This is a genomic window from Denitratisoma sp. agr-D3, assembly GCF_054658675.1.
The window spans coordinates 166,731-186,910 of the sequence record NZ_BAAGIA010000003.1; the positions used below are offsets into that span (position 1 = coordinate 166,731).

The 20,180-nt window shown below is 64.0% G+C and carries 23 protein-coding genes; 4 read left to right on the forward strand and 19 right to left on the reverse strand.

The features are described from left to right. Positions 1 to 31: 31 nt before the first annotated feature. From ACYQ2U_RS09340 to rpoE, 4 genes are read right to left on the reverse strand one after another with little or no spacing between them, the layout of a single operon-like run. Positions 32 to 460 carry a SoxR reducing system RseC family protein gene (locus ACYQ2U_RS09340; protein WP_459950092.1) on the reverse strand — a complete coding sequence of 143 codons (429 nt, stop codon included), beginning with the start codon at positions 458 to 460 and terminating at the stop codon, positions 32 to 34. Then, entirely contained in the window at positions 460 to 1,506 is a 1,047-nt protein-coding gene (locus tag ACYQ2U_RS09345; RefSeq protein WP_459950093.1) for a MucB/RseB C-terminal domain-containing protein, read from the reverse strand. The genes ACYQ2U_RS09340 and ACYQ2U_RS09345 overlap by 1 nt, the downstream gene beginning before the upstream one ends. Continuing rightward, on the reverse strand, positions 1,503 to 2,027 hold the full coding sequence (locus tag ACYQ2U_RS09350; RefSeq protein ID WP_459950094.1) for a sigma-E factor negative regulatory protein: 525 nt from the start codon (positions 2,025 to 2,027) through the stop codon (positions 1,503 to 1,505). The genes ACYQ2U_RS09345 and ACYQ2U_RS09350 overlap by 4 nt, the downstream gene beginning before the upstream one ends. 52 nt (positions 2,028 to 2,079) lie before the next feature. Beyond that, positions 2,080 to 2,679 (reverse strand): RNA polymerase sigma factor RpoE, encoded by a 600-nt coding sequence (gene rpoE, locus ACYQ2U_RS09355; protein ID WP_459950095.1) that lies wholly within the window; start codon positions 2,677 to 2,679, stop codon positions 2,080 to 2,082. 228 nt (positions 2,680 to 2,907) lie between these two features. Here rpoE and nadB point away from each other — a divergent pair, with 228 nt between their 5' ends. Then, positions 2,908 to 4,494, forward strand: coding sequence for an L-aspartate oxidase (gene nadB, locus ACYQ2U_RS09360; RefSeq protein ID WP_459950096.1), 1,587 nt, complete (start codon positions 2,908 to 2,910; stop codon positions 4,492 to 4,494). Between the two features lie 10 nt (positions 4,495 to 4,504). On the opposite strand, the gene ACYQ2U_RS09365 is transcribed toward nadB, so the two are convergent. From ACYQ2U_RS09365 to ACYQ2U_RS09405, 9 genes are all read right to left on the reverse strand, one after another. After that, positions 4,505 to 4,960, reverse strand: a complete 456-nt coding sequence (locus ACYQ2U_RS09365) for a protein YgfX (protein WP_459950097.1) — start codon at positions 4,958 to 4,960, stop codon at positions 4,505 to 4,507. A gap of 14 nt (positions 4,961 to 4,974) precedes the next feature. Then, entirely contained in the window at positions 4,975 to 6,207 is a 1,233-nt protein-coding gene (gene fabF / locus ACYQ2U_RS09370; RefSeq protein WP_459950098.1) for a beta-ketoacyl-ACP synthase II, read from the reverse strand. A gap of 92 nt (positions 6,208 to 6,299) precedes the next feature. Further along, on the reverse strand, positions 6,300 to 6,536 hold the full coding sequence (gene acpP, locus ACYQ2U_RS09375; RefSeq protein ID WP_459950099.1) for an acyl carrier protein: 237 nt from the start codon (positions 6,534 to 6,536) through the stop codon (positions 6,300 to 6,302). A gap of 95 nt (positions 6,537 to 6,631) precedes the next feature. Continuing rightward, entirely contained in the window at positions 6,632 to 7,381 is a 750-nt protein-coding gene (gene fabG / locus ACYQ2U_RS09380; RefSeq protein WP_459950100.1) for a 3-oxoacyl-ACP reductase FabG, read from the reverse strand. 9 nt (positions 7,382 to 7,390) lie between these two features. Next, entirely contained in the window at positions 7,391 to 8,323 is a 933-nt protein-coding gene (fabD, locus tag ACYQ2U_RS09385; RefSeq protein WP_459950101.1) for an ACP S-malonyltransferase, read from the reverse strand. A gap of 22 nt (positions 8,324 to 8,345) precedes the next feature. After that, positions 8,346 to 9,314 carry a beta-ketoacyl-ACP synthase III gene (locus ACYQ2U_RS09390; protein ID WP_459950102.1) on the reverse strand — a complete coding sequence of 323 codons (969 nt, stop codon included), beginning with the start codon at positions 9,312 to 9,314 and terminating at the stop codon, positions 8,346 to 8,348. Then, positions 9,311 to 10,342: a phosphate acyltransferase PlsX gene (gene plsX, locus ACYQ2U_RS09395; RefSeq protein ID WP_459950103.1), complete on the reverse strand. Its 1,032-nt coding sequence runs from the start codon at positions 10,340 to 10,342 to the stop codon at positions 9,311 to 9,313. The genes ACYQ2U_RS09390 and plsX overlap by 4 nt, the downstream gene beginning before the upstream one ends. 69 nt (positions 10,343 to 10,411) lie before the next feature. Further along, positions 10,412 to 10,591: a 50S ribosomal protein L32 gene (gene rpmF / locus ACYQ2U_RS09400; RefSeq protein ID WP_459950104.1), complete on the reverse strand. Its 180-nt coding sequence runs from the start codon at positions 10,589 to 10,591 to the stop codon at positions 10,412 to 10,414. A 16-nt stretch (positions 10,592 to 10,607) separates the two neighbouring features. Then, positions 10,608 to 11,117, reverse strand: coding sequence for a YceD family protein (locus tag ACYQ2U_RS09405; RefSeq protein WP_459950105.1), 510 nt, complete (start codon positions 11,115 to 11,117; stop codon positions 10,608 to 10,610). A gap of 78 nt (positions 11,118 to 11,195) precedes the next feature. On the opposite strand from ACYQ2U_RS09405, the gene ACYQ2U_RS09410 reads away from it, so the two are divergent. Next, positions 11,196 to 11,801, forward strand: a complete 606-nt coding sequence (locus ACYQ2U_RS09410) for a Maf family protein (RefSeq protein WP_459950106.1) — start codon at positions 11,196 to 11,198, stop codon at positions 11,799 to 11,801. A gap of 12 nt (positions 11,802 to 11,813) precedes the next feature. Then, on the forward strand, positions 11,814 to 12,527 hold the full coding sequence (locus tag ACYQ2U_RS09415) for an SAM-dependent methyltransferase (RefSeq protein ID WP_459950107.1): 714 nt from the start codon (positions 11,814 to 11,816) through the stop codon (positions 12,525 to 12,527). Between the two features lie 4 nt (positions 12,528 to 12,531). On the opposite strand, the gene ACYQ2U_RS09420 is transcribed toward ACYQ2U_RS09415, so the two are convergent. Genes ACYQ2U_RS09420 through ACYQ2U_RS09435 form a run of 4 tightly spaced genes read right to left on the reverse strand, consistent with a single transcriptional unit; the run spans position 12,532 to position 15,446 of the window. Beyond that, complete coding sequence (locus ACYQ2U_RS09420; protein WP_459950562.1) at positions 12,532 to 13,506, reverse strand: S49 family peptidase; 975 nt, start codon at positions 13,504 to 13,506, stop codon at positions 12,532 to 12,534. A gap of 2 nt (positions 13,507 to 13,508) precedes the next feature. Next, entirely contained in the window at positions 13,509 to 13,862 is a 354-nt protein-coding gene (locus ACYQ2U_RS09425; protein ID WP_459950108.1) for a Rieske (2Fe-2S) protein, read from the reverse strand. Next, on the reverse strand, positions 13,841 to 14,497 hold the full coding sequence (locus ACYQ2U_RS09430) for an HAD-IA family hydrolase (RefSeq protein ID WP_459950109.1): 657 nt from the start codon (positions 14,495 to 14,497) through the stop codon (positions 13,841 to 13,843). The genes ACYQ2U_RS09425 and ACYQ2U_RS09430 overlap by 22 nt, the downstream gene beginning before the upstream one ends. Next, positions 14,481 to 15,446, reverse strand: coding sequence for an RluA family pseudouridine synthase (locus ACYQ2U_RS09435; protein ID WP_459950110.1), 966 nt, complete (start codon positions 15,444 to 15,446; stop codon positions 14,481 to 14,483). The genes ACYQ2U_RS09430 and ACYQ2U_RS09435 overlap by 17 nt, the downstream gene beginning before the upstream one ends. Positions 15,447 to 15,893: 447 nt before the next feature. Between ACYQ2U_RS09435 and ACYQ2U_RS09440 the strand changes: the two genes are divergently transcribed. After that, positions 15,894 to 18,638: an Rne/Rng family ribonuclease gene (locus ACYQ2U_RS09440; protein WP_459950111.1), complete on the forward strand. Its 2,745-nt coding sequence runs from the start codon at positions 15,894 to 15,896 to the stop codon at positions 18,636 to 18,638. Between the two features lie 169 nt (positions 18,639 to 18,807). Here ACYQ2U_RS09440 and ACYQ2U_RS09445 read toward each other — a convergent pair whose 3' ends face one another. After that, the gene (locus ACYQ2U_RS09445; protein ID WP_459950563.1) at positions 18,808 to 19,248 is read right to left on the reverse strand and encodes a low molecular weight protein-tyrosine-phosphatase; all 441 of its coding nucleotides are present in this window, start codon (positions 19,246 to 19,248) and stop codon (positions 18,808 to 18,810) included. Between the two features lie 173 nt (positions 19,249 to 19,421). Next, on the reverse strand, positions 19,422 to 20,105 hold the full coding sequence (locus ACYQ2U_RS09450) for a Crp/Fnr family transcriptional regulator (RefSeq protein WP_459950112.1): 684 nt from the start codon (positions 20,103 to 20,105) through the stop codon (positions 19,422 to 19,424). Positions 20,106 to 20,180 lie beyond the last annotated feature (75 nt).

A 20,180-nucleotide genomic window follows, 5' to 3' on the forward strand; every position in this document is an offset into this window, starting at 1 on the left:
GGGCGAATTTCCTTATGCAAACAGAAAAAAATCAGTGGTAGGGATGGATCGACAGGGCATGCTCACCGCCGCCGGCCCGGTCGACGCCGCTGACGCGCAACAACCCGTAGCCGATCGCCAAGCCCGCCAGGGCACCGCCAAAGGCCGCCAGGTCGGAACCGGTCAGGGATGCCGCCAGGGCCGCCGAAGCCACCATCAACGCACCGGGCAGGCCGTAGGCCCAGGCCGCGGCCCGCAGCACGGACCCCTCGCGCACGGCCACCCAGACCTTGTCGCCGGGGCGGGCGTCGATGTCGTTGGCCAGGGAATAACTGCGCGGGCAGGCCGCGCCGCCGGTGGCCAGGGTGGTGCCACCGCATCCCCCGGGTTCATGGCAACGCCCGCAACCGCTGCTGCGGATCACTTCGACGATCGCCTGTCCGTCCTCCACGCGGAGGACAGTCCCTTGCACCTTGGTCATTATTTCGTTCCCTTCGGCTCGATGGCGTCCACCAGGCGTTTGAGGGTATTCAGGGGCACGTCGCCCATGGCCATCAATTGGTAATCCCCCAGCGCGCGGCGATAGACATTGACGGCCCCCATGGAGAAGGACGTCACCTCGCTCCGCTTGACCGGGGATGCCGGCTCGATGAACACGGAAATCGCCGCCAGGCCGTCGGTAAACACTAGATGGCTGGTTTCAGGGCCATCGGCCCGGTTTTGCCGCTTCATGCCCGACACCAGACGGAAACCGGGCACGGGTGCCCGCAGCCCCCAGGCGATCCCCTCGGCACCGGTTTCGGTGGTCTTGACGGTATGCACCCGCCAATCGGCACCGGTGGCCTTCAAGTGTCCCCGCAGGGCCTCCTTGTCGACTGGACCGCCGATCTTCAACTCGGTAAAGGCAAAGCTTTCCCGGGTTTCACCCTTGTCGTTAAGCAGGACTGCCTTCAGTAGCAGCCCCGTGTTGTTCTCTATCCAATATTGGCGGGAGTAGCGCAAATCGTCCCGGGGTTCCACCACGATCAACTGGGCCTCGTAACCGGCCACCCGGGCCGGCGTGCCCTTGCGGAACTGGTAATAGTCGGTCAGGCCGCCCAGGCCCTCGGGCAGCAAGGCGGGGAAGCTGCGCCGGTTGCTGCGCTTTTCCACCACCACCAGCCGGCTTTCCGAGAGATAGCACTTGGTTTCGTCGTTTTCCCGGATCACTTCCCGGGGGCTGCCGTCGAGCACTTCGATACGCTCCAATTCCCGGTTGCCGTCGGCGGCATGGGCGATGCGCGAGGTTTCGGTATTGTTGCCGCTGCGATAGACGAAAACGCCGCTGTAGTTGAGCTTGCTGGCGGAGCCATTGACCCGTTGCAGCCATTGCAGGGCATCGGCGGTCGCCGGCATGCCGCTGACCGCCGCAGGCGGGACCGCAGGCTCGGCCTCGACGGTCGCGGGCAGCAAAGAAGAACAGAAGGAAGCCAGTAGGGCACGGCCCCAGCAGCCCTTGCCGATCATGCGAGGCCAGCGTCCGCTCATCGTGCCGCGCCCTCATCCACCAGGGAAACGGTCCGGATTTGCTGGGAACCGGCACCCAGGGTTGCTCCCAGGCTGTGGGCCTGGTGGGCGATCAGGTATTCCTGCATGTCGGCCGCGGCCAACTGGCGCGGCGGCGCCTTGTCTGTCTTGGCATTGGCGGGCACGCCGCGTTGGGCCAGGCTCGGAATCACCTCGCCCACCTTGTTCTCCTGGGGCGCCAGCACCACGGCGCTGACCACCAGAACCCCCGCCACGGAAGCCGCCATGGCCAATAGGGGGCGCTGCCAGCGGCCCAGCAGGGGACGACGCGGAGCCAGCACCGTCGGCTCGTCGGCGATGGCCGCCATGATGCGGTCGGTCAAATCGCCGGCGGCGGGCTCGCCGCGCAGACTGGCACCGATCACGGCATAGGCCCGGGCTTCCCGGGCCAGCTCGCGGTTCCGGCGCAAAGCGTCGCACAGGGTCGCGACTTCGTCCTGTTCCAATTCGCCGTCGAGCAATGCGGAGAGTTTCGAGTTCATGCCAGCCACCTCTGCTTAACCATCATTGTTGCCTGTTTCATCCCTGGACCCGCTACCAACGCTTGTCCGGCGCCGTGTCCAACAAGGGACGCAATTCCTTCGCCACCGCCTCACGGGCGCGGAAAATCCGCGACCGCACCGTACCGATGGGACAGCCCATCACGCCGGAAATTTCCTCATAGGACAAACCCTCGATTTCCCGCAGGGTGATGGCCGTCCTCAGTTCCTCCGGCAGGGCTTCCATGGCCCGGTTCACCGTTTCCGCGATCTGCTTGGACATCAGCACCCGTTCCGGGGTGTCCGCGTCCCTCAGCAGGTCGGCTTCATCAAAACCTTCCGCTTCCTCATTGTCCGCCGACGCCAAGGCCGTGGCCCGCCGCCCCCGGGACGACAGCCAATTCTTGGCCGTATTCACCCCGATGCGGTAAAGCCAGGTGTAGAACGCGCTGTCCCCACGGAAATTGGGCAACGCGCGGTAGGCCTTGATGAAGGACTCCTGCACCACGTCTTCCGCCTCCGCCGGGTCCCGCACCAGACGTGACACCAGCCTCAGCAACTTGCGCTGATACTTCTCCACCAGCAGGCCAAAAGCCTGCCGATCACCTGATTGCACGCGCTCGACCAGCAACTGGTCCGCGTCGCGTTCTCCCATGGGCTTTTATCCCTGTTGTTGTTGATGCGGCACCCATCATGCACCGGGCAGTCAAGCCCGATCGGACGGGGCGCGAGTATAACGGAAGCCTCCGCCCCCCCTTTGCCAGTCCTTCCCTGGCAGCGGGGCATAGCGCCTTTATTCCTGCTTGATGGACCGACCCAGTACGGATTAGTTCCGATTCCTACAAGGAGGCCTCCGCCACGGGTGGTATAGTCCCGAGCCACCATGAGTTCTCAATCCAGTCTTACCACGGACGTCCTGATCCTCGGCAGCGGCCTGGCCGGCCAGTCCCTGGCCTTGCGCCTGGCGGACAATCACCGGGTCGTCCTGGTCACCAAACGCGGCCTAGAGGTTTCCGCCTCGGCCTGGGCCCAGGGCGGCATCGCCGCCGTCCTCGATGAAACGGCGGATTCGGTGGAAACCCACATCGCCGACACCTACACCGCCGGTGCCGGGCTGTGCGATCCGGCCGCCACCCGCTTCGTGGTCGAAAACAGCAGCCGCGCCGTGCAATGGCTGATCGAACAGGGCGTCCCCTTCACCCGGGACGAGACTCCCTTCGGCTTCCACCTGACCCGGGAAGGCGGCCACAGCCAGCGTCGCATCATCCACGCCGCCGACGCCACTGGCGCCGCCGTGCAGGCCACCCTGACGGAAAAAGTACGCAAGCACCCCAACATCACCGTGCTGGAACAGCACATCACGGTGGACCTGATCACCGGCGCCAAGCTGGGTCTGGCCCAGAACCGCTGCTGGGGCGCCTACGTCCTGGATATCGAAAAGGACGCGGTGATGACCATCGGCGCCCGCCACACGGTGCTGGCCACCGGCGGCGCGGGCAAGGCCTACCTGTACACCACCAACCCGGACACCTCCACCGGCGACGGCATCGCCATGGCCTGGCGCGCCGGCTGCCGGGTGGCGAACCTGGAATTCGTCCAGTTCCACCCCACCTGCCTGTACCACCCGAAGGCCAAATCCTTCCTGATTTCCGAGGCCGTACGCGGCGAGGGTGCGCTGCTGCGCCTGCCCGACGGCACCCGCTTCATGCCCGCCCACGACCCCCGGGCCGAACTGGCGACCCGGGACATCGTGGCCCGGGCCATCGACTTCGAAATGAAGCGCCACGGCGTCGATTGCGTCTATCTGGACATCACCCACAAGCCGGAAAGCTTCCTCAAGGAGCACTTCCCCAACATCCACGCCCATTGCCTGGAACTGGGCATCGACATCAGCAAGGACTGGATTCCCGTGGTGCCCGCCGCCCACTTCACCTGTGGTGGCGTGGTCACCGACCTGAATGCCCGCACCGACCTGGACGGCCTCTACGCGGTCGGCGAAACGGCCTGTACCGGTCTCCATGGCGCCAACCGGCTGGCCAGCAATTCCCTGCTGGAATGCCTGGTGTTTTCCGAGGCAGCGGCTCGGCACATCGCGGCCGACCCGGTGCAGGAACGCCCGGCCCTGCGCCCCTGGGACGACAGCCGGGTCACCGACGCCGACGAGGAAGTGGTGATCTCCCACAACTGGGACGAGTTGCGCCGCTTCATGTGGGACTACGTGGGCATCGTCCGCACCAACAAGCGCCTGGAACGGGCCCTGCACCGGATTCACCTGCTGGAGCGGGAAATCGACGAGTACTACGCCAATTTCCGCGTCAGCAACGACTTGATCGAACTGCGCAACCTGGTGTTGTCCGCCCACCTGATCATCCGCTGTGCCCAACAGCGCAAGGAAAGCCGGGGCCTGCACTACAGCCGGGATTACCCCGACCTGCTACCCAAGGCCAAGGACACCGTCCTCCAGCCTTAGTCCGGGGCTCTTAGTCCGACGCCGGCGTTCGTTGCTGCGGCAAGCGGCTGCCGGCCCATAGCAGCCAGCGCCGCAATTGCCGATGGGCATCCTCCCCGACGGCATCCGGCGGCAGGACTAGGCTCACGGTGCGGCCACCCTCCGGCGCCCCCACCCGCAGCAGGACCAGATAGGGCAGCACGAGGCTTTGCCCCCGCAAACTGCCCGTCTGCCATGCACCATCCACGCCTTGCCAGGACAAGGCCGCCCCCGGACCGATCTCCAGGCCGATCACGACCGGCCGCCGCCCCTGCCGTACCTGCCAGCCCAAGGAGACCAGCACCGCGGCGGCCAGCCCGGCGTGGGAAAGGGCGGAGAGGGGCAATAGCACCGCCACCGCCAAGGCAAGCGCGTGACCGAAAAACAAAAAGGCCGTCAGCGATGCTGACGGCCTGATGGCAAAACGGAATGGGGCAACGGGGCCCATGGCGTCGTGCCGGCTTAGACCTTCTTGAACACCAGGGTACCGTTGGTACCGCCGAAGCCGAAGTTGTTCTTGACCGCCACGTCGATGGCCATGGGCCGTGCCGTATTGGCACAGTAGTCGAGATCGCACTCCGAATCCTGCTCGAAGATGTTGATGGTGGGCGGGGAAACCTGGTTGTGCACCGCCAGCACCGTCAGGGCGGATTCCAGACCGCCAGCGCCACCCAGCAGGTGACCGGTCATGGACTTGGTGGAATTGACCACCAGTTTCTTCGCCGCATCGCCAAAGGCCAGCTTCACCGCCTCGGTCTCGTTCTTGTCGCCGAGGGGGGTCGAGGTGCCATGGGCGTTGAGATACTGCACCTGGTCGGCATTGACGCCGGCATTGCGCAGGGCATTGACCATGCTGCGGCGGGGACCGTCCGTATCGGGCGCGGTCATGTGGTAGGCGTCGCCGCTCATGCCGAAACCGGCCAACTCGGCGTAGATCTTGGCGCCGCGCTTCTTGGCGTGTTCATACTCTTCCAGCACCAACACCCCGGCACCCTCGCCCAGGACGAAACCATCCCGGTCCTTGTCCCAGGGACGGCTGGCCGTGGCCGGATCGTCGTTGCGGGTGGACAGGGCCTTGGCCGAAGCGAAGCCGCCGATGGCCAGGGGCGTCACGGTGGACTCGGCGCCGCCGCAGACCATCACGTCGGCATCACCGTACTCGATCATGCGGAAACTGGTGCCGATGGCGTGCAAGCCGGTGGTGCAAGCCGTGACGACGGCCAAGTTAGGCCCCTTCAGACCGAACATGATGGACAGGTTGCCCGAGATCATGTTGATGATGGTGCCCGGAATGAAGAAGGGCGAAATCTTGCGGGCACCGCCGCCGAGGAAATCGTTGTGGGTTTCCTCGATCATGGGCAGGCCGCCGATGCCGGAGCCGATATTCACGCCGATACGGTCGGCGTTGGCCTCCGTCACCTCGATGCCCGAATCCTTGATGGCCTGGATGCCGGCCGCCATGCCGTAGTGGATGAAGACATCCATGCGGCGGGCTTCCTTGGGCGACAAGTAGGCGGAAACATCGAAGCCCTTCACCTCCCCGGCAATGCGGGCGGAAAAGGCGGAAGCATCGAAACGGGTAATGGCACCGATGCCGCTTTTGCCGGCAACGATGTTGTCCCAGGTTTCGGATACGGTGTTACCAACCGGCGAAATGATGCCAAGGCCGGTCACGACGACTCTACGACGCGACAAGGGCAGACTCCTGAATATCGGGGGATGGCCGCAGTTTCAACGGGCGATCAGGGAAATCGCACCGGCGAAACTGCGAGGGGCAACGTCAAGAATTACTTGACGTTCTTGTTGACGTAGTCGATGGCTTGCTGAACGGTGGTGATCTTTTCAGCTTCCTCATCGGGGATTTCGCACTCGAATTCTTCTTCGAGGGCCATCACCAGTTCAACGGTGTCCAGGGAATCAGCGCCCAGATCGTCCACGAAAGAGGACTCGTTCTTGATGTCGGCCTCGTTCACGCCAAGCTGTTCGGCAACGATCTTCTTAACGCGCTGTTCAACGTTTTCCATTTCTCAATCTCCTTCCCTGATTATCGGGTGTGGGTGTAAAAAACTTCCTTAGTTTAGCAAAATCCCCTTGACTGCCGAATGACAGTTAAGAGGGGTTAAATCATGTACATACCGCCGTTGACATGGAGTTCCGTGCCGGTGATGTAACCGGCCTTGGGACCGGCCAGAAAGGCCACGGCAGCGGCGATTTCGTCGGCTTGGCCCAGGCGGCCGAGGGGAATTTTCCCCAACAGGGCTTCTTTTTGGGCATCCGGCAGGGCCTTGGTCATGTCGGTGTCGATGAAACCGGGGGCCACGCAGTTGACGGTGATATTGCGGCTGCCCAGTTCCTGGGCCAGGGCGCGGCTCAGGCCGGCAACGCCTGCCTTGGCGGCGGCGTAATTGGCTTGGCCAGGATTGCCGGCGGCGCCCACCACTGAGGTGATGTTGATGATGCGGCCACCACGGGCCTTCATCATGCCGCGCATGACCAGCTTGCTCATGCGGTAGATGGACTTGAGGTTGGTATCCAGCACGGAATCCCATTCCTCGTCCTTCATGCGCATGGCCAGGTTGTCCTTGGTGATGCCGGCATTGTTCACCAGGATCGCCACGGCACCGAATTTCTTCTCGATCTCGCCGATCAGGGCTTCGCTGGAAGCCGCATCGGTCACGTTGAGCACGGCGCCCCAACCCTTGGCACCGGCCTCGTCCAGGTATTTCTGGATGTCGGCGGCACCGCCCTCGGAGGTTGCCGTGCCGACCACGGTGGCGCCCTGCGCCGCCAGGGCCAGGGCGATGGCACGACCGATGCCGCGGGAGGCGCCGGTGACCAGGGCGACTTGCCCGTTCAGTTCATTGCTCATTTCTTGTCCTTATCCCTTGACGGCGGCAATACCCGCCTCCAGACCGGCCAGGTCAGCCATGGCCAGGCCGACGATGCCGTCGGCGCAACGCTTGGCGACGCCGGACAGCACCTTGCCGGGGCCACATTCCAGCACTTGGGTAATGCCCGCGGCCTGCATGTGACGCATGATTTCCACCCAACGCACCGGTCCGGCCGCCTGGCGGGCCAGGGCATCCTTGATCCGGGCGGGATCGTTTTCCACGGCCACGTCGATGTTGTTCACCACGGCGATCTTGGGCGCATTGAAAGTCAGCTCCGCCAGGCGGGCCTTGAGCTTCTCGGCGGCCGGCTGCATCAGGGCACAGTGGAAGGGGGCGGACACGGGCAGCATCACGGCCCGCTTGGCGCCCTTGGCCTTGCAACCATCGGCGGCGCGCTGCACAGCGGCGGCGTGGCCAGCGATCACGGTCTGCTCGGGGGCGTTGAAATTCACGGCCTCCACCACCTGGCCCTGGGCCGACTCGGCACAGACGGCCTTGATGACCTCGGGATCCAGGCCGAGGATGGCGGCCATGGCGCCCTCGCCCGCCGGCACGGCTTCCTGCATGGCCTTGGCGCGCAGTTCCACCAGGGGCACGGCGTCGGCCAGGGACAGCACCTCGGCGGCCACCAGGGCGGAATACTCACCCAGGCTGTGGCCCGCCACCATGGCCGGCACGGGGCCGCCCTTTTCCTGCCACAGACGATAGACGGCGATGCCAGCCGTCAGCATCAGGGGCTGGGTGTTCACGGTCTGGTTCAGGGCCTCGGCGGGGCCTTCGGCCACCAGTTGCCACAGATCGCGACCGAGGGCGGCGGAGGCCTCGTCAAAGGTCTTGCGCACCACGGCGCTGTCGCCGTAGGCGTTCATCATGCCCAGGGATTGGGAACCCTGGCCGGGAAACACGAGAGCAAAAGTCATGGAATGGCTTTAGAGTCGAAAATCAGAGGGTAAGCAGGGCCGCGCCCCAGGTGAAGCCGCCACCAACCCCTTCCATCAGCAGGGTGTCACCGGCCTTGATCTTGCCGGCGCGGATGGATTCGTCCAGGGCCAGGGGAATGGAGGCGGCGGAGGTGTTGCCGTGGTGGTCCACGGTGACGATGCACTTGTCCATGGGCAGGCCCAGCTTCTTGCCGGTGGCCTGCATGATGCGGACGTTGGCCTGGTGCGGAATCAGGAAGTCGACAGCATCCACGCCGAGCCCGGCGGCGGCGAGCACCTCCTGGGCCACTTCGCTGAGGACGCGCACGGCGAACTTGAACACGGCCTGGCCATCCATGCGCAGGAAGGGGTCGCCGATCACCTGGCCGCCGCAGACCTGGCCAGGCACGGACAGGATGCCGCTATGGGAACCGTCAGCGTGGATGGCGGAGGCCAGGATGCCGGGCTGCTCGGAAGCTTCCAGCACCACCGCCCCGGCGCCGTCGCCGAACAGGACGCAGGTGCCGCGATCGGACCAGTCCATGATGCGGGAGAAGACTTCGGCCCCCACCACCAAGGCGCACTTGCTGGCGCCGCTGCGGATGAATTTATCCGCCACGGTCAGGGCGTAGGCGAAGCCGCTACAGACGGCCTGAAGATCGAAGGCCGGGGAACCGTTGCCAATGCCCAGCTTGGCCTGCAACAGGGCGGCGGTGCTGGGGAAAACGTAATCGGGCGTGGAAGTGGCGACGATGATCAGATCTACGTCGTCCTTGCTCCGTCCGGCAGCCTCCAGGGCCTTCTTGCAGGCCTCGAAGGCGAGGTCGCTGGAGGTGACGCTGGCCGGGGCGATGTGGCGGGAACGGATGCCGGTACGCTCGATGATCCACTCGTCGTTGGACTCGAGCTGATGCTGGGCGATCAGTTCGGCATTGGTGACGGGAGCCCCGGGCAGGTAGCTGCCGGTCCCGGTGATCTTGGCGTAGGTCATGCGGCTTGGGGAGAAGTTTCTGCGGGGGCCATGGCCGCCATGCGGGTGGCGATCTTTTCTGGCAGGCGGTTGCGGGCTGCTTCCGCCGCCCGCTCCAAGGCATTACGGAAAGCAAAGGCGTCCGCGGCGCCGTGACTCTTGAAGACGATGCCCCTGAGCCCCAACAGGCTGGCGCCGTTGTAGGCACGATGGTCGAAACGGGCCTTGAAGGCTTTGAGCACGGGCAGGGACAGCAAGGCGCACAACTTGGTCAGCCAGTTGCGGGAAAACTCCTCGCGCAAACCACCGGCGATCATGGTCGCCAGGCCCTCGGAGGCCTTGAGCACGACATTGCCGACGAAACCGTCGCAGACCACCACGTCGGTGGTGCCCTTGTAGATGTCGTTGCCTTCCACGTTGCCGTAGAAATTGAGGCCGGAATCCCTGAGCAGGTCGGCGGCACGCTTGACGATGTCGTTACCCTTGATGTCTTCCTCGCCAATATTGAGCAGGCCGACGGTGGGTCGATCGATGTGATCCAGGGCGGAAACCAGCATGGCGCCCATGATACCAAACTGCAACAGGTGCTCTGGCTGGCAATCCACATTGGCGCCGAGGTCCAGGACGTAGGTGCGACCCTTGACCGTGGGCAGGATGGAGGCAATGGCGGGACGGTCGATGCCAGGCAGGGTCTTCAGCACGAAACGGGAAACCGCCATCAGGGCGCCGGTATTGCCGGCGGAGACGGCCGCGTCGGCGGCGCCTTCCTTGACCAGATCGGCCATGACCCGCATCGACGAGTCCTTCTTGTTGCGCAGGGCCACAGCGACGGGGTCGTCCATGGCCACCACCTCGCTGGCGTGCTGAATGCGCAAGCGATCCCCGAACTCCGCCTGGGCACCGCCGAGCAAAGGCTGCAAGGCCTCCTCCCGGCCCACCAGAATGGCGGCGCAATCGGGATCCCGACGCAGGAATTCGAAGGTGGCGGGCAGCGTGACCGACGGACCGTGGTCGCCGCCCATGCAATCTACCGCCAGGGTGATCGCCATCAGATGCTGGAACTGATCAAGAAAAAGGCCGGATGCGCCAAACGCATCCGGCCGTGGATTCCTGACGAATTACTCGCCCTTGGCCTTCAGGACCTTCTTGCCGCGATACACGCCGGAGGGGGAGATGTGGTGACGCAGATGCACTTCGCCGGTGGTGGGTTCCACGGCGGTGGGCGGGTTGGTCAGAAAGTCGTGGGAACGATGCATGCCACGCTTGGACGGGGATTTCTTGTTCTGTTGAACGGCCATGATGAGACTCCTTGCTTCAAACTCTGTTTTTCAACTTCGCCAAAACCGCAAAGGGCGAAGGCTCCTGATTCTTATCCGTCACCGGCAACTCGCAGGACTCGTGAGTGGGCGCGATGGGCAACGCCAACAGCACTTCTTCCTCGATCAACGGCAACAGGGCTAACTCCTGTTGGGCCTCGATGGCGTCAGCACTATCGTCCTCCAGCTCATCTTCCGGCCACTCGGCCCCCGGAGGGACCAAGCGCAGGCGGTTGTCCACCCGCAACTCGTACTGCATCGGCTCCAGGCAGCGCTGGCAACGCAAGGTCAACACGCCGCTCACGCCAAAACGCAAGAACCGCGCGCCTTGCGGATCGCGCTCCCCCACCAGTTCATACTGCAACTGACCGTCCCGCGTCAGCAGGCTGTCGGCCAATCGTTCCAGGGCCGCCAGGGCAATGGCACCCGCCTTGCGGCGGCCATCCCGGGCGAAATCCAGCGGATCGATCACGACGCCGGCCAAGTCTTGTAGGGGTTGGTCAGACATAAAGGGCGCGAATGCTATCATGCCGCCCCGCTGCCGTCAAAGCCGATTTCAACGAAACTATCCAGTCAAAACAAAAACATGCCGACTGAAGCCGCCGCTCCCCGCCTAATTCTGGCCTCGACCTCGACTTTTCGCCGGGAACTGCTCTCCCGGCTGCAAATCCCCTTCGAAACCGCCGCCCCGGACACGGACGAATCGCCCATCGCCGGAGAATCCCCGGCCAGCACCGCCGAACGACTGGCGGAAGCCAAGGCCAAGGCCGTCGCCGACCGTTTTCCCAATGCCCTGATCATTGGCTCCGATCAGGTGGCCTACCTGGCCGACCATGAACAGCGCCGCTTCGGCAAACCGGGAACCCGGGAGAATGCCATCGAACAATTGCGGGCAATGAGTGGAAAAACGGTGATTTTCCATACGGGCTTGTGTCTCCACAACACGGCAACCGGCCGCAGCCACCTGCGCGGCATTCCCACCGAAGTCCGCTTCCGGGAGCTTTCCGACGGGGAAATCCAGCGCTATCTGGACAAGGAAGACGCCCTCAACTGTGCCGGCAGCGCCAAATCCGAGGGTCTCGGCATTTCCCTGCTCGAATACCTGCGGGGCGACGACCCCAATGCACTGGTGGGCCTGCCCCTGATCGCACTGTGCGACATGCTGCGGGCCGAGGGACTTGCCCTGCCCTAGGGCGATACCGCCATGACCGTGAACGGCACGCTTTACCTGATACCAGTGGCCCTGGGCGACGTACCCTGGTCCCTGTTCCTGCCCGCGGCCACCCGGGAAGCGGCTTGCCGACTGGGGTACTTCGTCGTGGAAAACGCCAAGACCGCCCGGGCCGAGCTGAAACGCCTTGAACATCCAACGCCCTTGCGGGAACTGGCCATCGAGCAACTCCCGGAAAAACTCAACGGCGCCGACGCCGATCGCCTGCTGGCCCCGCTGCTGGCGGGCCACGACCTGGGGATCATGTCCGAGGCGGGTTGCCCCGGCGTCGCCGACCCGGGCGCCCTGCTGGTGCGCCGCGCCCACGAGCTCGGCATCCGGGTCAAGCCCCTGGTGGGCCCCTCTTCCTTGCTGCTATCCCTGATGGCCTCCGGCCTGGATGGCCAGCAGTTCGCCTTTCACGGCTATCTGCCGGCACGGGAGCCGGAGCGCAGCCAGCGCATCGTCGCCTTGGAAAAAGAATCCCGCCGCCTGGGCCAAACCCAGTTGTTCATCGAGACGCCCTACCGCAACACCGCCCTATTCCAGGCCCTGCTGGCCGCCTGCCAAGGGGGAACCCGGCTTTGCGTCGCCACCGACCTGACCCTGCCCGGGGAAACCATCACCACCAAGACCGTGGCCCAATGGAAAAAGGCCGCCGTCCCACCATTGGACAAGCGGCCCACCGTATTCCTATTGCTGGCCTAGGTAATTAGTTCAGGCTGAACCGGGAGAAGGTGTCGACCAAGCCCTTGGAAAAACTGGTGCCCATGTTGGCGCCGAATTTCTGGGCAAACTTCTCAGCAAAATTGGGCTTCACCGTGTAATCGCGGATGTCCTCGGCCTTGAGCACGTCCCGGGCCACGGACTCCACCGTGCCATAGCCGTCCGCCAGCCCCAGTTCCACGCTCTTGGCACCGGACCAGACCAGGCCGGAGAACAGGTCTGGACTTTCCTTCAAGCGCTTGCCGCGTCCCTGCTTGACCACAGCGATGAACTGCTGGTGCACCTCGTCCAACATGGACTGGGCGTACTTCTTCTGGGCGGCGCTCTGGGGGGAGAACGGGTCGAGGAAGGCCTTGTTCTCGCCGGCAGTCACTAGGCGTCGTTCAACCCCCAGCTTGTCCATGGTGCCGGTGAAACCAAAACCATCCATCAGCACACCGATGGATCCGACGATGCTGGCCTTGTCCACATAGATGTTGTCGGCCGCCGCCGCCACGTAGTAGCCGCCGGAGGCACAGATATCCTCCACCACGGCATAGAGCGGAATATCGGGATGCTTCTTGCGCAAGCGGCGGATTTCGTCGTTGATCATGCCCGATTGGACCGGACTGCCGCCGGGGCTGTTGATGCGCAGCACCACGCCCACCGTGCCCTTGTCCTCGAAGGCCGATTGCAGGGCGCCGAGGATGTTCTCGGCACTGGCGTCGGATTTCGGCCCGATCACCCCCTCCAACTGCACCAGGGCGGTATGGCGATGACCATCGGCCAGTTTGTCGGAACCGCCGCCCCATTCAAAGGCGGCGCCGAGGACGATGGCCAGATAGGCAAACCCGAGCAATTTGAAAAATATGCCCCAGCGACGACGACGGCGCTGCTCAATCAAGCCATCCAGGGCGATTTTTTCGAGGACCTGGCGTTCCCAGTTGGGCTGGTCGCCGGAAGCGGAGTTGGGGTCGGACATCATCAACTTTCTTGTTCTAGGCAAAACACCTGACCATCGCGCTCCGCCAGGGACAAGGGGGTCAGGCCCCTGCCGTTGCAACGCCCGCCAAGACAAGCCCCGGTTTCCGGGTCGTAGAGGGCGCCGTGGGTGGCGCAAACCAAGTATAAACCGCTGTAATCGAAGAACTTGCCTTCCTGCCAGTCGATCTCGATGGGAACGTGGCTACAGCGATTCAGGTAGCCGTAAACCCGCCCCCGGAAACGGATGGCGAAGGCCGGCGCCTCCTCGCCTTGCCGCAGCAGCCGAAACCGGACACCGGGCCCGGCATCCACCAGATCGGCGGCGGCGCAGATCAGCCGTTCGCCTTCAGCCACGCGGCCAACTCCTCCACCGAGTCCACACAGTGGAGGGGGGCCAAGGCCTCCAAGCCGCTGCGGGGATGGGCGCCGTAGCTGACGGCAATGGCGGGAACCCTGGCGTTATGGGCCATTTGCACGTCGTGACTGGTGTCGCCGATCATCAAGGTGGCCTCCGGCGCAACGCCAAACTCGGCCATCAGTTCCTCCAGCATTTGCGGATGAGGCTTGGAAAAACACTCGTCGGCACAGCGGGTGGCATGAAACCGTGGCCCCAAACCGCTGACGTCAAGGGCCCGGTCCAGGCCGACGCGGCTCTTGCCGGTGGCCACCGCCAGCAGATGGCCGGCGGCGAGCAATTGTTCCAACAATCCATCAACCCCCGCGAACAGACTCAACTCATGGTCCTGGGACAGGTAATGGTGACGATAACGGTTGGCCAACTCGCCGTAGCGCTCGCCGGGCAGGTCGGGCAAGGCGTAGCGCAGCGCGTCGTCCAGGCCGAGGCCGATGATGTGCCGCGCCCGGGCGTCGGAGGGCGGCTCCAGCCCCAGGTCGCGGGCGGCCGCCTGGACCGAACCGGCGATGGTCGCCGCCGAATCCATCAAGGTGCCGTCCCAATCGAAGACGATCAACTCATACTGCCTGGCCATAATCCCTCTTTTCGTTCTGGTCCAATTTCGCCACGAAGGCCGCCAATTCCGGTGGCAACGGTGCTTCCAGGGCGATGGCCTCCCCGCTCAGAGGATGCTTGAACGCCAGTTTCGCCGCATGAAGGAACATGCGTTTCAAACCGGCCTTTTGCAAGTCCTTGTTCAGGGAAAAATCGCCGTATTTGTCGTCGCCGGCCAGGGGGAAACCCAAATGGGCCAAGTGAACGCGAATCTGATGGGTGCGCCCCGTCTTCAATTCCACTTCCACCAGGCTGAAATTCTGCCAGCGGGCCACCAAGCGAACGATGGAATGGGCCTCTTTCCCTTCCGGGGACACGCTGACCCGGCGCTCCCCTTCCGGGGTCAGGTATTTGTGCAGGGCCAGGCGCACGTGTTGGGTCGGATTCATCCAGCGCCCCTTCACCAGGGCGTAATAGCGCTTGGCAATCCCCCCATCGCGGAACATGTCGTGCAGCTTGGTCAGGGCCGAGCGCTTTTTCCCCACCAGCAGCAGCCCGGAGGTTTCCCGGTCGAGGCGATGGGCCAATTCGAGGAACTTGGCCTGGGGGCGTGCCTGGCGCAATTGTTCGATCACACCGAAACTGACGCCACTGCCCCCGTGCACCGCGGTCCCGGCGGGCTTGTCCAGCACGATCAGGGCATCGTCCTCGTAGACGACGGCGAATTCCCGGGCGGGGACCGGGGCGGCGGATTCGGCGCGGGCCGCAATCCGCACCGGCGGAATCCGCACCACATCCCCCCGCTGCAATCGGTAGTCGGCCCCTACCCGCCCCTTGTTAACCCGCACCTCGCCGCTGCGCAGGATGCGGTAAACATGGCTTTTAGGCACCCCTTTGGCGATCTTGAGCAGGAAATTGTCGATGCGCTGCCCTTCGGCCTCATCCCCCACCTCAAGCAGGGTCACGGATGCTTTGCTTAAATCGTTCATTTTGAAATACAATGCGCCTCGGTTTGCCGTCCCGCGACGGTGTGCCCGATGGCCCGAAGCGGCATCGGTGGCACTGCTCCCGGGGTGTTGCCTGCATCCCTGATTGACCGTTCAGTCATACGGATCAAAGGTTGAGGCAGGCATGGGCGCCGCGGTTTCGTTGCATGACATTACGGTTGCAACACACCCGGCACCCGCAACCACGGGGTATCTCGCTCACCCGAAGCAGCGAGTCTACTTTAATTTGCACGCTTAACAGGCACCGACGATTGCGAAGCTCCGGTTCTTCTGCCCATCAAGTGGGATGAAAACCTGAGCCACACAAGAAAAACCGACCGTTTGCTCAACCAACCTTCAATGATTCAAACCCTATCACTGCAAACCAAGTCGCTCACCTCCTGATTCCCAGGGGGTGCGTCGTGCCCTGCCCGCGTGCGGGAGCACAAAATGAAACGCATGCTTTTCAATGCGACGCAGGCTGAGGAACTCCGCGTCGCGATTGTGGATGGTCAGAAACTCATCGACCTCGACATCGAATCAGCCGCCAAGGAACAACGCAAGAGCAACATCTACAAGGCTGTCATCACCCGCATCGAGCCCAGCCTCGAAGCCGCCTTCGTCGATTACGGCGCCGAGCGCCACGGCTTCCTGCCCTTCAAGGAAGTCGCCCGCACCTACTTCCAACCCGACCTCGAACCCGGTCGCGCCAAGATCCAGGACGCCCTCAAGGTCGGCCAGGAACTGATCGTCCAGGTGGAAAAGGACGAGCGCGGCAACAAGGGCGCTGCCCTCACCACCTTCGTCTCCCTGGCCGGCCGTTATCTGGTGCTGATGCCCAACAACCCCCGTGGTGGCGGCGTATCCCGTCGCGTCGAGGGCGAGGAACGCCAGGAACTGCGCGAAGTCATGGATCAGCTCGAAGTGCCCAACGGCATGAGCCTGATCGCCCGTACCGCCGGCATCGGCCGCAACGCCGAAGAACTGCAATGGGACTTGAACTATCTGCTGCAACTGTGGGGCGCCATTTCCGGTGCCGCCCAGGGCCAGACCGGCGCCTTCCTGATCTACCAGGAATCCAGCCTGGTCATCCGCGCCATCCGCGACTACTTCCAGCCCGACATCGGTGAGATCCTGATCGACACCGACGACATCTTCGAACAGGCCCAGCAGTTCATGGCCCACGTGATGCCGAACAACGTGAACCGGGTGAAGCGTTATCACGACGACGTGCCCCTGTTCTCCCGCTTCCAGATCGAGCACCAGATCGAGTCGGCCTACTCCCGCCAGGTGAACCTGCCTTCCGGCGGCGCCATCGTCATCGACCACACCGAAGCCCTGGTGTCCGTGGACGTGAACTCCGGCCGCGCCACCAAGGGTAGCGACATCGAGGAAACCGCTTTCCGCACCAACTGCGAAGCGGCCGACGAAATCGCCCGCCAACTGCGCCTGCGCGACTTGGGCGGCCTGATCGTCATCGACTTCATCGACATGGAGTCCAGCAAGAACCAGCGCGAAGTGGAAAACCGCCTGCGCGATGCCCTGCACCATGACCGCGCCCGCGTCCAGACCGGCAAGATCTCCCGCTTCGGCCTGTTGGAACTGTCCCGCCAGCGCCTGCGCCCCGCCCTGGCCGAGACCAGCTACATCACCTGCCCGCGCTGTACCGGCACCGGCCACATCCGTTCTACCGAGTCCGCCGCCCTGCACATCCTGCGCATCCTCGAAGAGGAAGCCATGAAGGAAAACACCGGCGCCCTGCACGTGCAGGTCCCCGTGGATGTGGGCACCTTCCTGCTCAACGAAAAGCGCGTGGATATCGCCCGCATCGAAGTGCGCCACCGCGTCAACCTGGTGATCGTGCCCAACCGTCACCTGGAAACCCCGGCCCACGAAATCGTGCGCCTGCGCCACGACCAATTGAACGCCGAAGGCATTGCCCTGGCCAGCTACCAGATGGCCGAACAGCCCGCCGAGGCCGCCAGCTACCAGCCCCCTTCCGCCCAGAACGAAGCCAAGCCCGCCAAGGCCGAAGCCGCCGTCAAGGGCATCACCCCCGACCAGCCCGCACCGGTGGTGGAACCCAAGGCGGTCGCAAGCAAGACCAAGGTCAAGAGCGAACCTGGTTTCTTCGGCAAGATCCTGGCCTGGTTCAGCGGCGACAAGCCCGAGGCCCAGCCCGCCGCCAGCGCGCGCGGTAGCAAGCCAGGCCGCCGCGATGGCCGCGACCGGAATGACCGCAATGAGCGGGGCGACCGCAATGGCCGCAATCGCAACCGCCGCGATGGCCGCGACGGCAACCGGGAAGGCAACGAGCGCAAGGAAGGCCGTGAGCCCCGCGAAGGCAAGGAAAAAGAGGCCCGCGAGCCCCGTCAGCCGCGCCAGGAACAAAACGGGGAGGCCCGCGAAAACCGCGAACGCCGTCCCCGCAATGAACGCGGCGACCGCCAAGCCCGTGAGGGAGCCGAACGGGAACCGCGCCAGCCGCGGGAACCCCGGGAACCGAAGGAAGCCCGGGAGCCGCGCGAACCCCGTCAGCCCCGCCAGGAAGCCCCCCGCGAATCCGAGACTGATGTCACCCTGCTGCCCCAGGACGCCGCCGTCGCCGCTGTTGAAGGCGAAGGTGGCCAGGAGCGCCGCCGTGGTCGTCGCGGCGGTCGTGGTCGCGGCGAACGTGGCGAACGGCGTGAAATCCAGGCCGTGAACGAAGGTGAAACCATCGCCACGGATAGCACCACAGTGACTACGCAGGAAGCCGCTTCAGTTGCACCCGAACTTGTCCCCGCCCAGGAAACGGTCGCGGTGGATGTCGCACCTGTCGTTGCCCCCATCGTCCAGGCCATTGAGCAACCCACTGAGCAACCCATGGCTCAACCCATCGCTGCGGCGATCGAGCCGGCCCCGGTGATGGTGGTCGCTGACGTGGCAACGCCGCCCGTGGTCGAAGCCGCTGTGGAAGTGACACCTGCTCCGGCAGCCGTAGCCCCCGTGGAAACCCCGGTCTTCGCAGCCCCTGTTGTGGACCTGAGCCAAAACCTGGAACAGGCCGGTCTGGTGCTGATCGAAACCGCCCCGGACAAGGCACAGTCGGCGCCTCAGATCGTTGTCCCCAGCCAGCCCCTGGGCCGCAAGCCTAAGCCCGCGCCGGTGCTCATCGACGAGCCCCTGCAAATCGTGGAGACACGCCGGGAATAAGACGCAACGGCGATCAGCAAAAAGGGCACCCGAGGGTGCCCTTTTTGTTGGACATGACGTAATGAACGCCGTCACGCCCGGCTTGCCTCAGCCCAGTCCCCCTGCTCCATTCCTGGCATCCATGGGGAATCGTGGCACATGCAGCGACCAGGACATCGTCGATCTGAATTCAGAAGGGATAGGCACGCATCAGGCCCGATGCAGCCGCCTCCGCCATGTCCAGCACCTGTTCAAAGCCCATGGCACCGCCGTAATAGGGATCCGGTACTTCCTGCCCCTCCCTGCCGGCCGCATAGTCCAGCAGCAAGGCCAGCTTGAAGCGCAGTTCCCTGGGGCATTGCCGACGCAAATCCGCCAGGTTGCGCAGGTCCATGGCGAGGATGCGGTCGAATACGTGGAAATCCTCGACACATACCTGTCGTGCCCGCAAGTCGGACAAGTCGTAACCGCGCCGAGCCGCCGCTTGCTGGGCACGCAAATCAGGCGGTGCCCCGATGTGGTAATCATGGGTGCCGGCGGAGTCCAGATAAAAGGCATCGCCCAGCCCCGCCTGTTTCACCACGGCCCGCATGACGCCTTCCGCCGTAGGCGATCGGCAGATGTTGCCCATGCAAACGAACAAGATTTTTTGTGTCACGCTCACATTGATTCTCCTCCCCTGCGTCCGTCTGGCACAGGCGGCGCTTGGTTGATGTTCTTATCCTAATCGATTCCCTCGCGGGACCGTAGCGAGGATGGTCGCGCCGGGCGCGACACCTGCCTGCTTCAGCGCTTCCGGAAAACCTAGGGTTCGAAGTTGCAGAGACGCTGGACGTCCGGGATGCGGATGACCCGCCCGCGCATCGCGATCAAGCCCTTGGCGCTCAGTTCGCCCAATATCCTCGACAGGGTTTCAGGAGTCAAGTTGAGCCGGGAGGCAATCACCTGCTTGGAGGTAGGCAGCACGACTCCCTCGCCGCCACCGGCAGCGCCCTTTTCGCAATGTTGCAAAAGATAGCCGATGACCCGCTGGGTACTGGACCGCAGGGAATAGGACTCCACATCCAACAACAGGGAATGGAGCCGTAGGGAAAGGCCGGCCAATAGCCGGCGGGCAAAGTTGGGGTCGGACTCCACCAACTCCAGAACGCCCTTGCGGGACACGTGCAGGAGCAGGCAGTCGGCCAGGGCCTGGGCCGATACCGGATAAGGACGGCCGAGGAACATCACCGCCTCACCGAAGCTCTGCTGGGGACCGATGATCTCCACCACTTTTTCGTGGCCCAGGGACACCGGCAGAAACAGTTTGACCTGCCCGTAGACCACTACATGGAAACCCTCGACGGCATCGCCCTTGGCGAAAATCGGCTCGCCCTTGTCAAACCGCTGTTCGCTGACCTCGGCCAGTACCTGGTCCTGCTGCGCCTCCGTCAATTCACGGAAAAGCGGATGACGGGCGAGGATTAAAGGAACATGAGCGTTTTCCATAACGAACCTCCATTCCCGGCACCCGGCAAGGCAGTTGGCCCTGGCACCCTCGCCAGCGAGGACAGTCCGACGCCC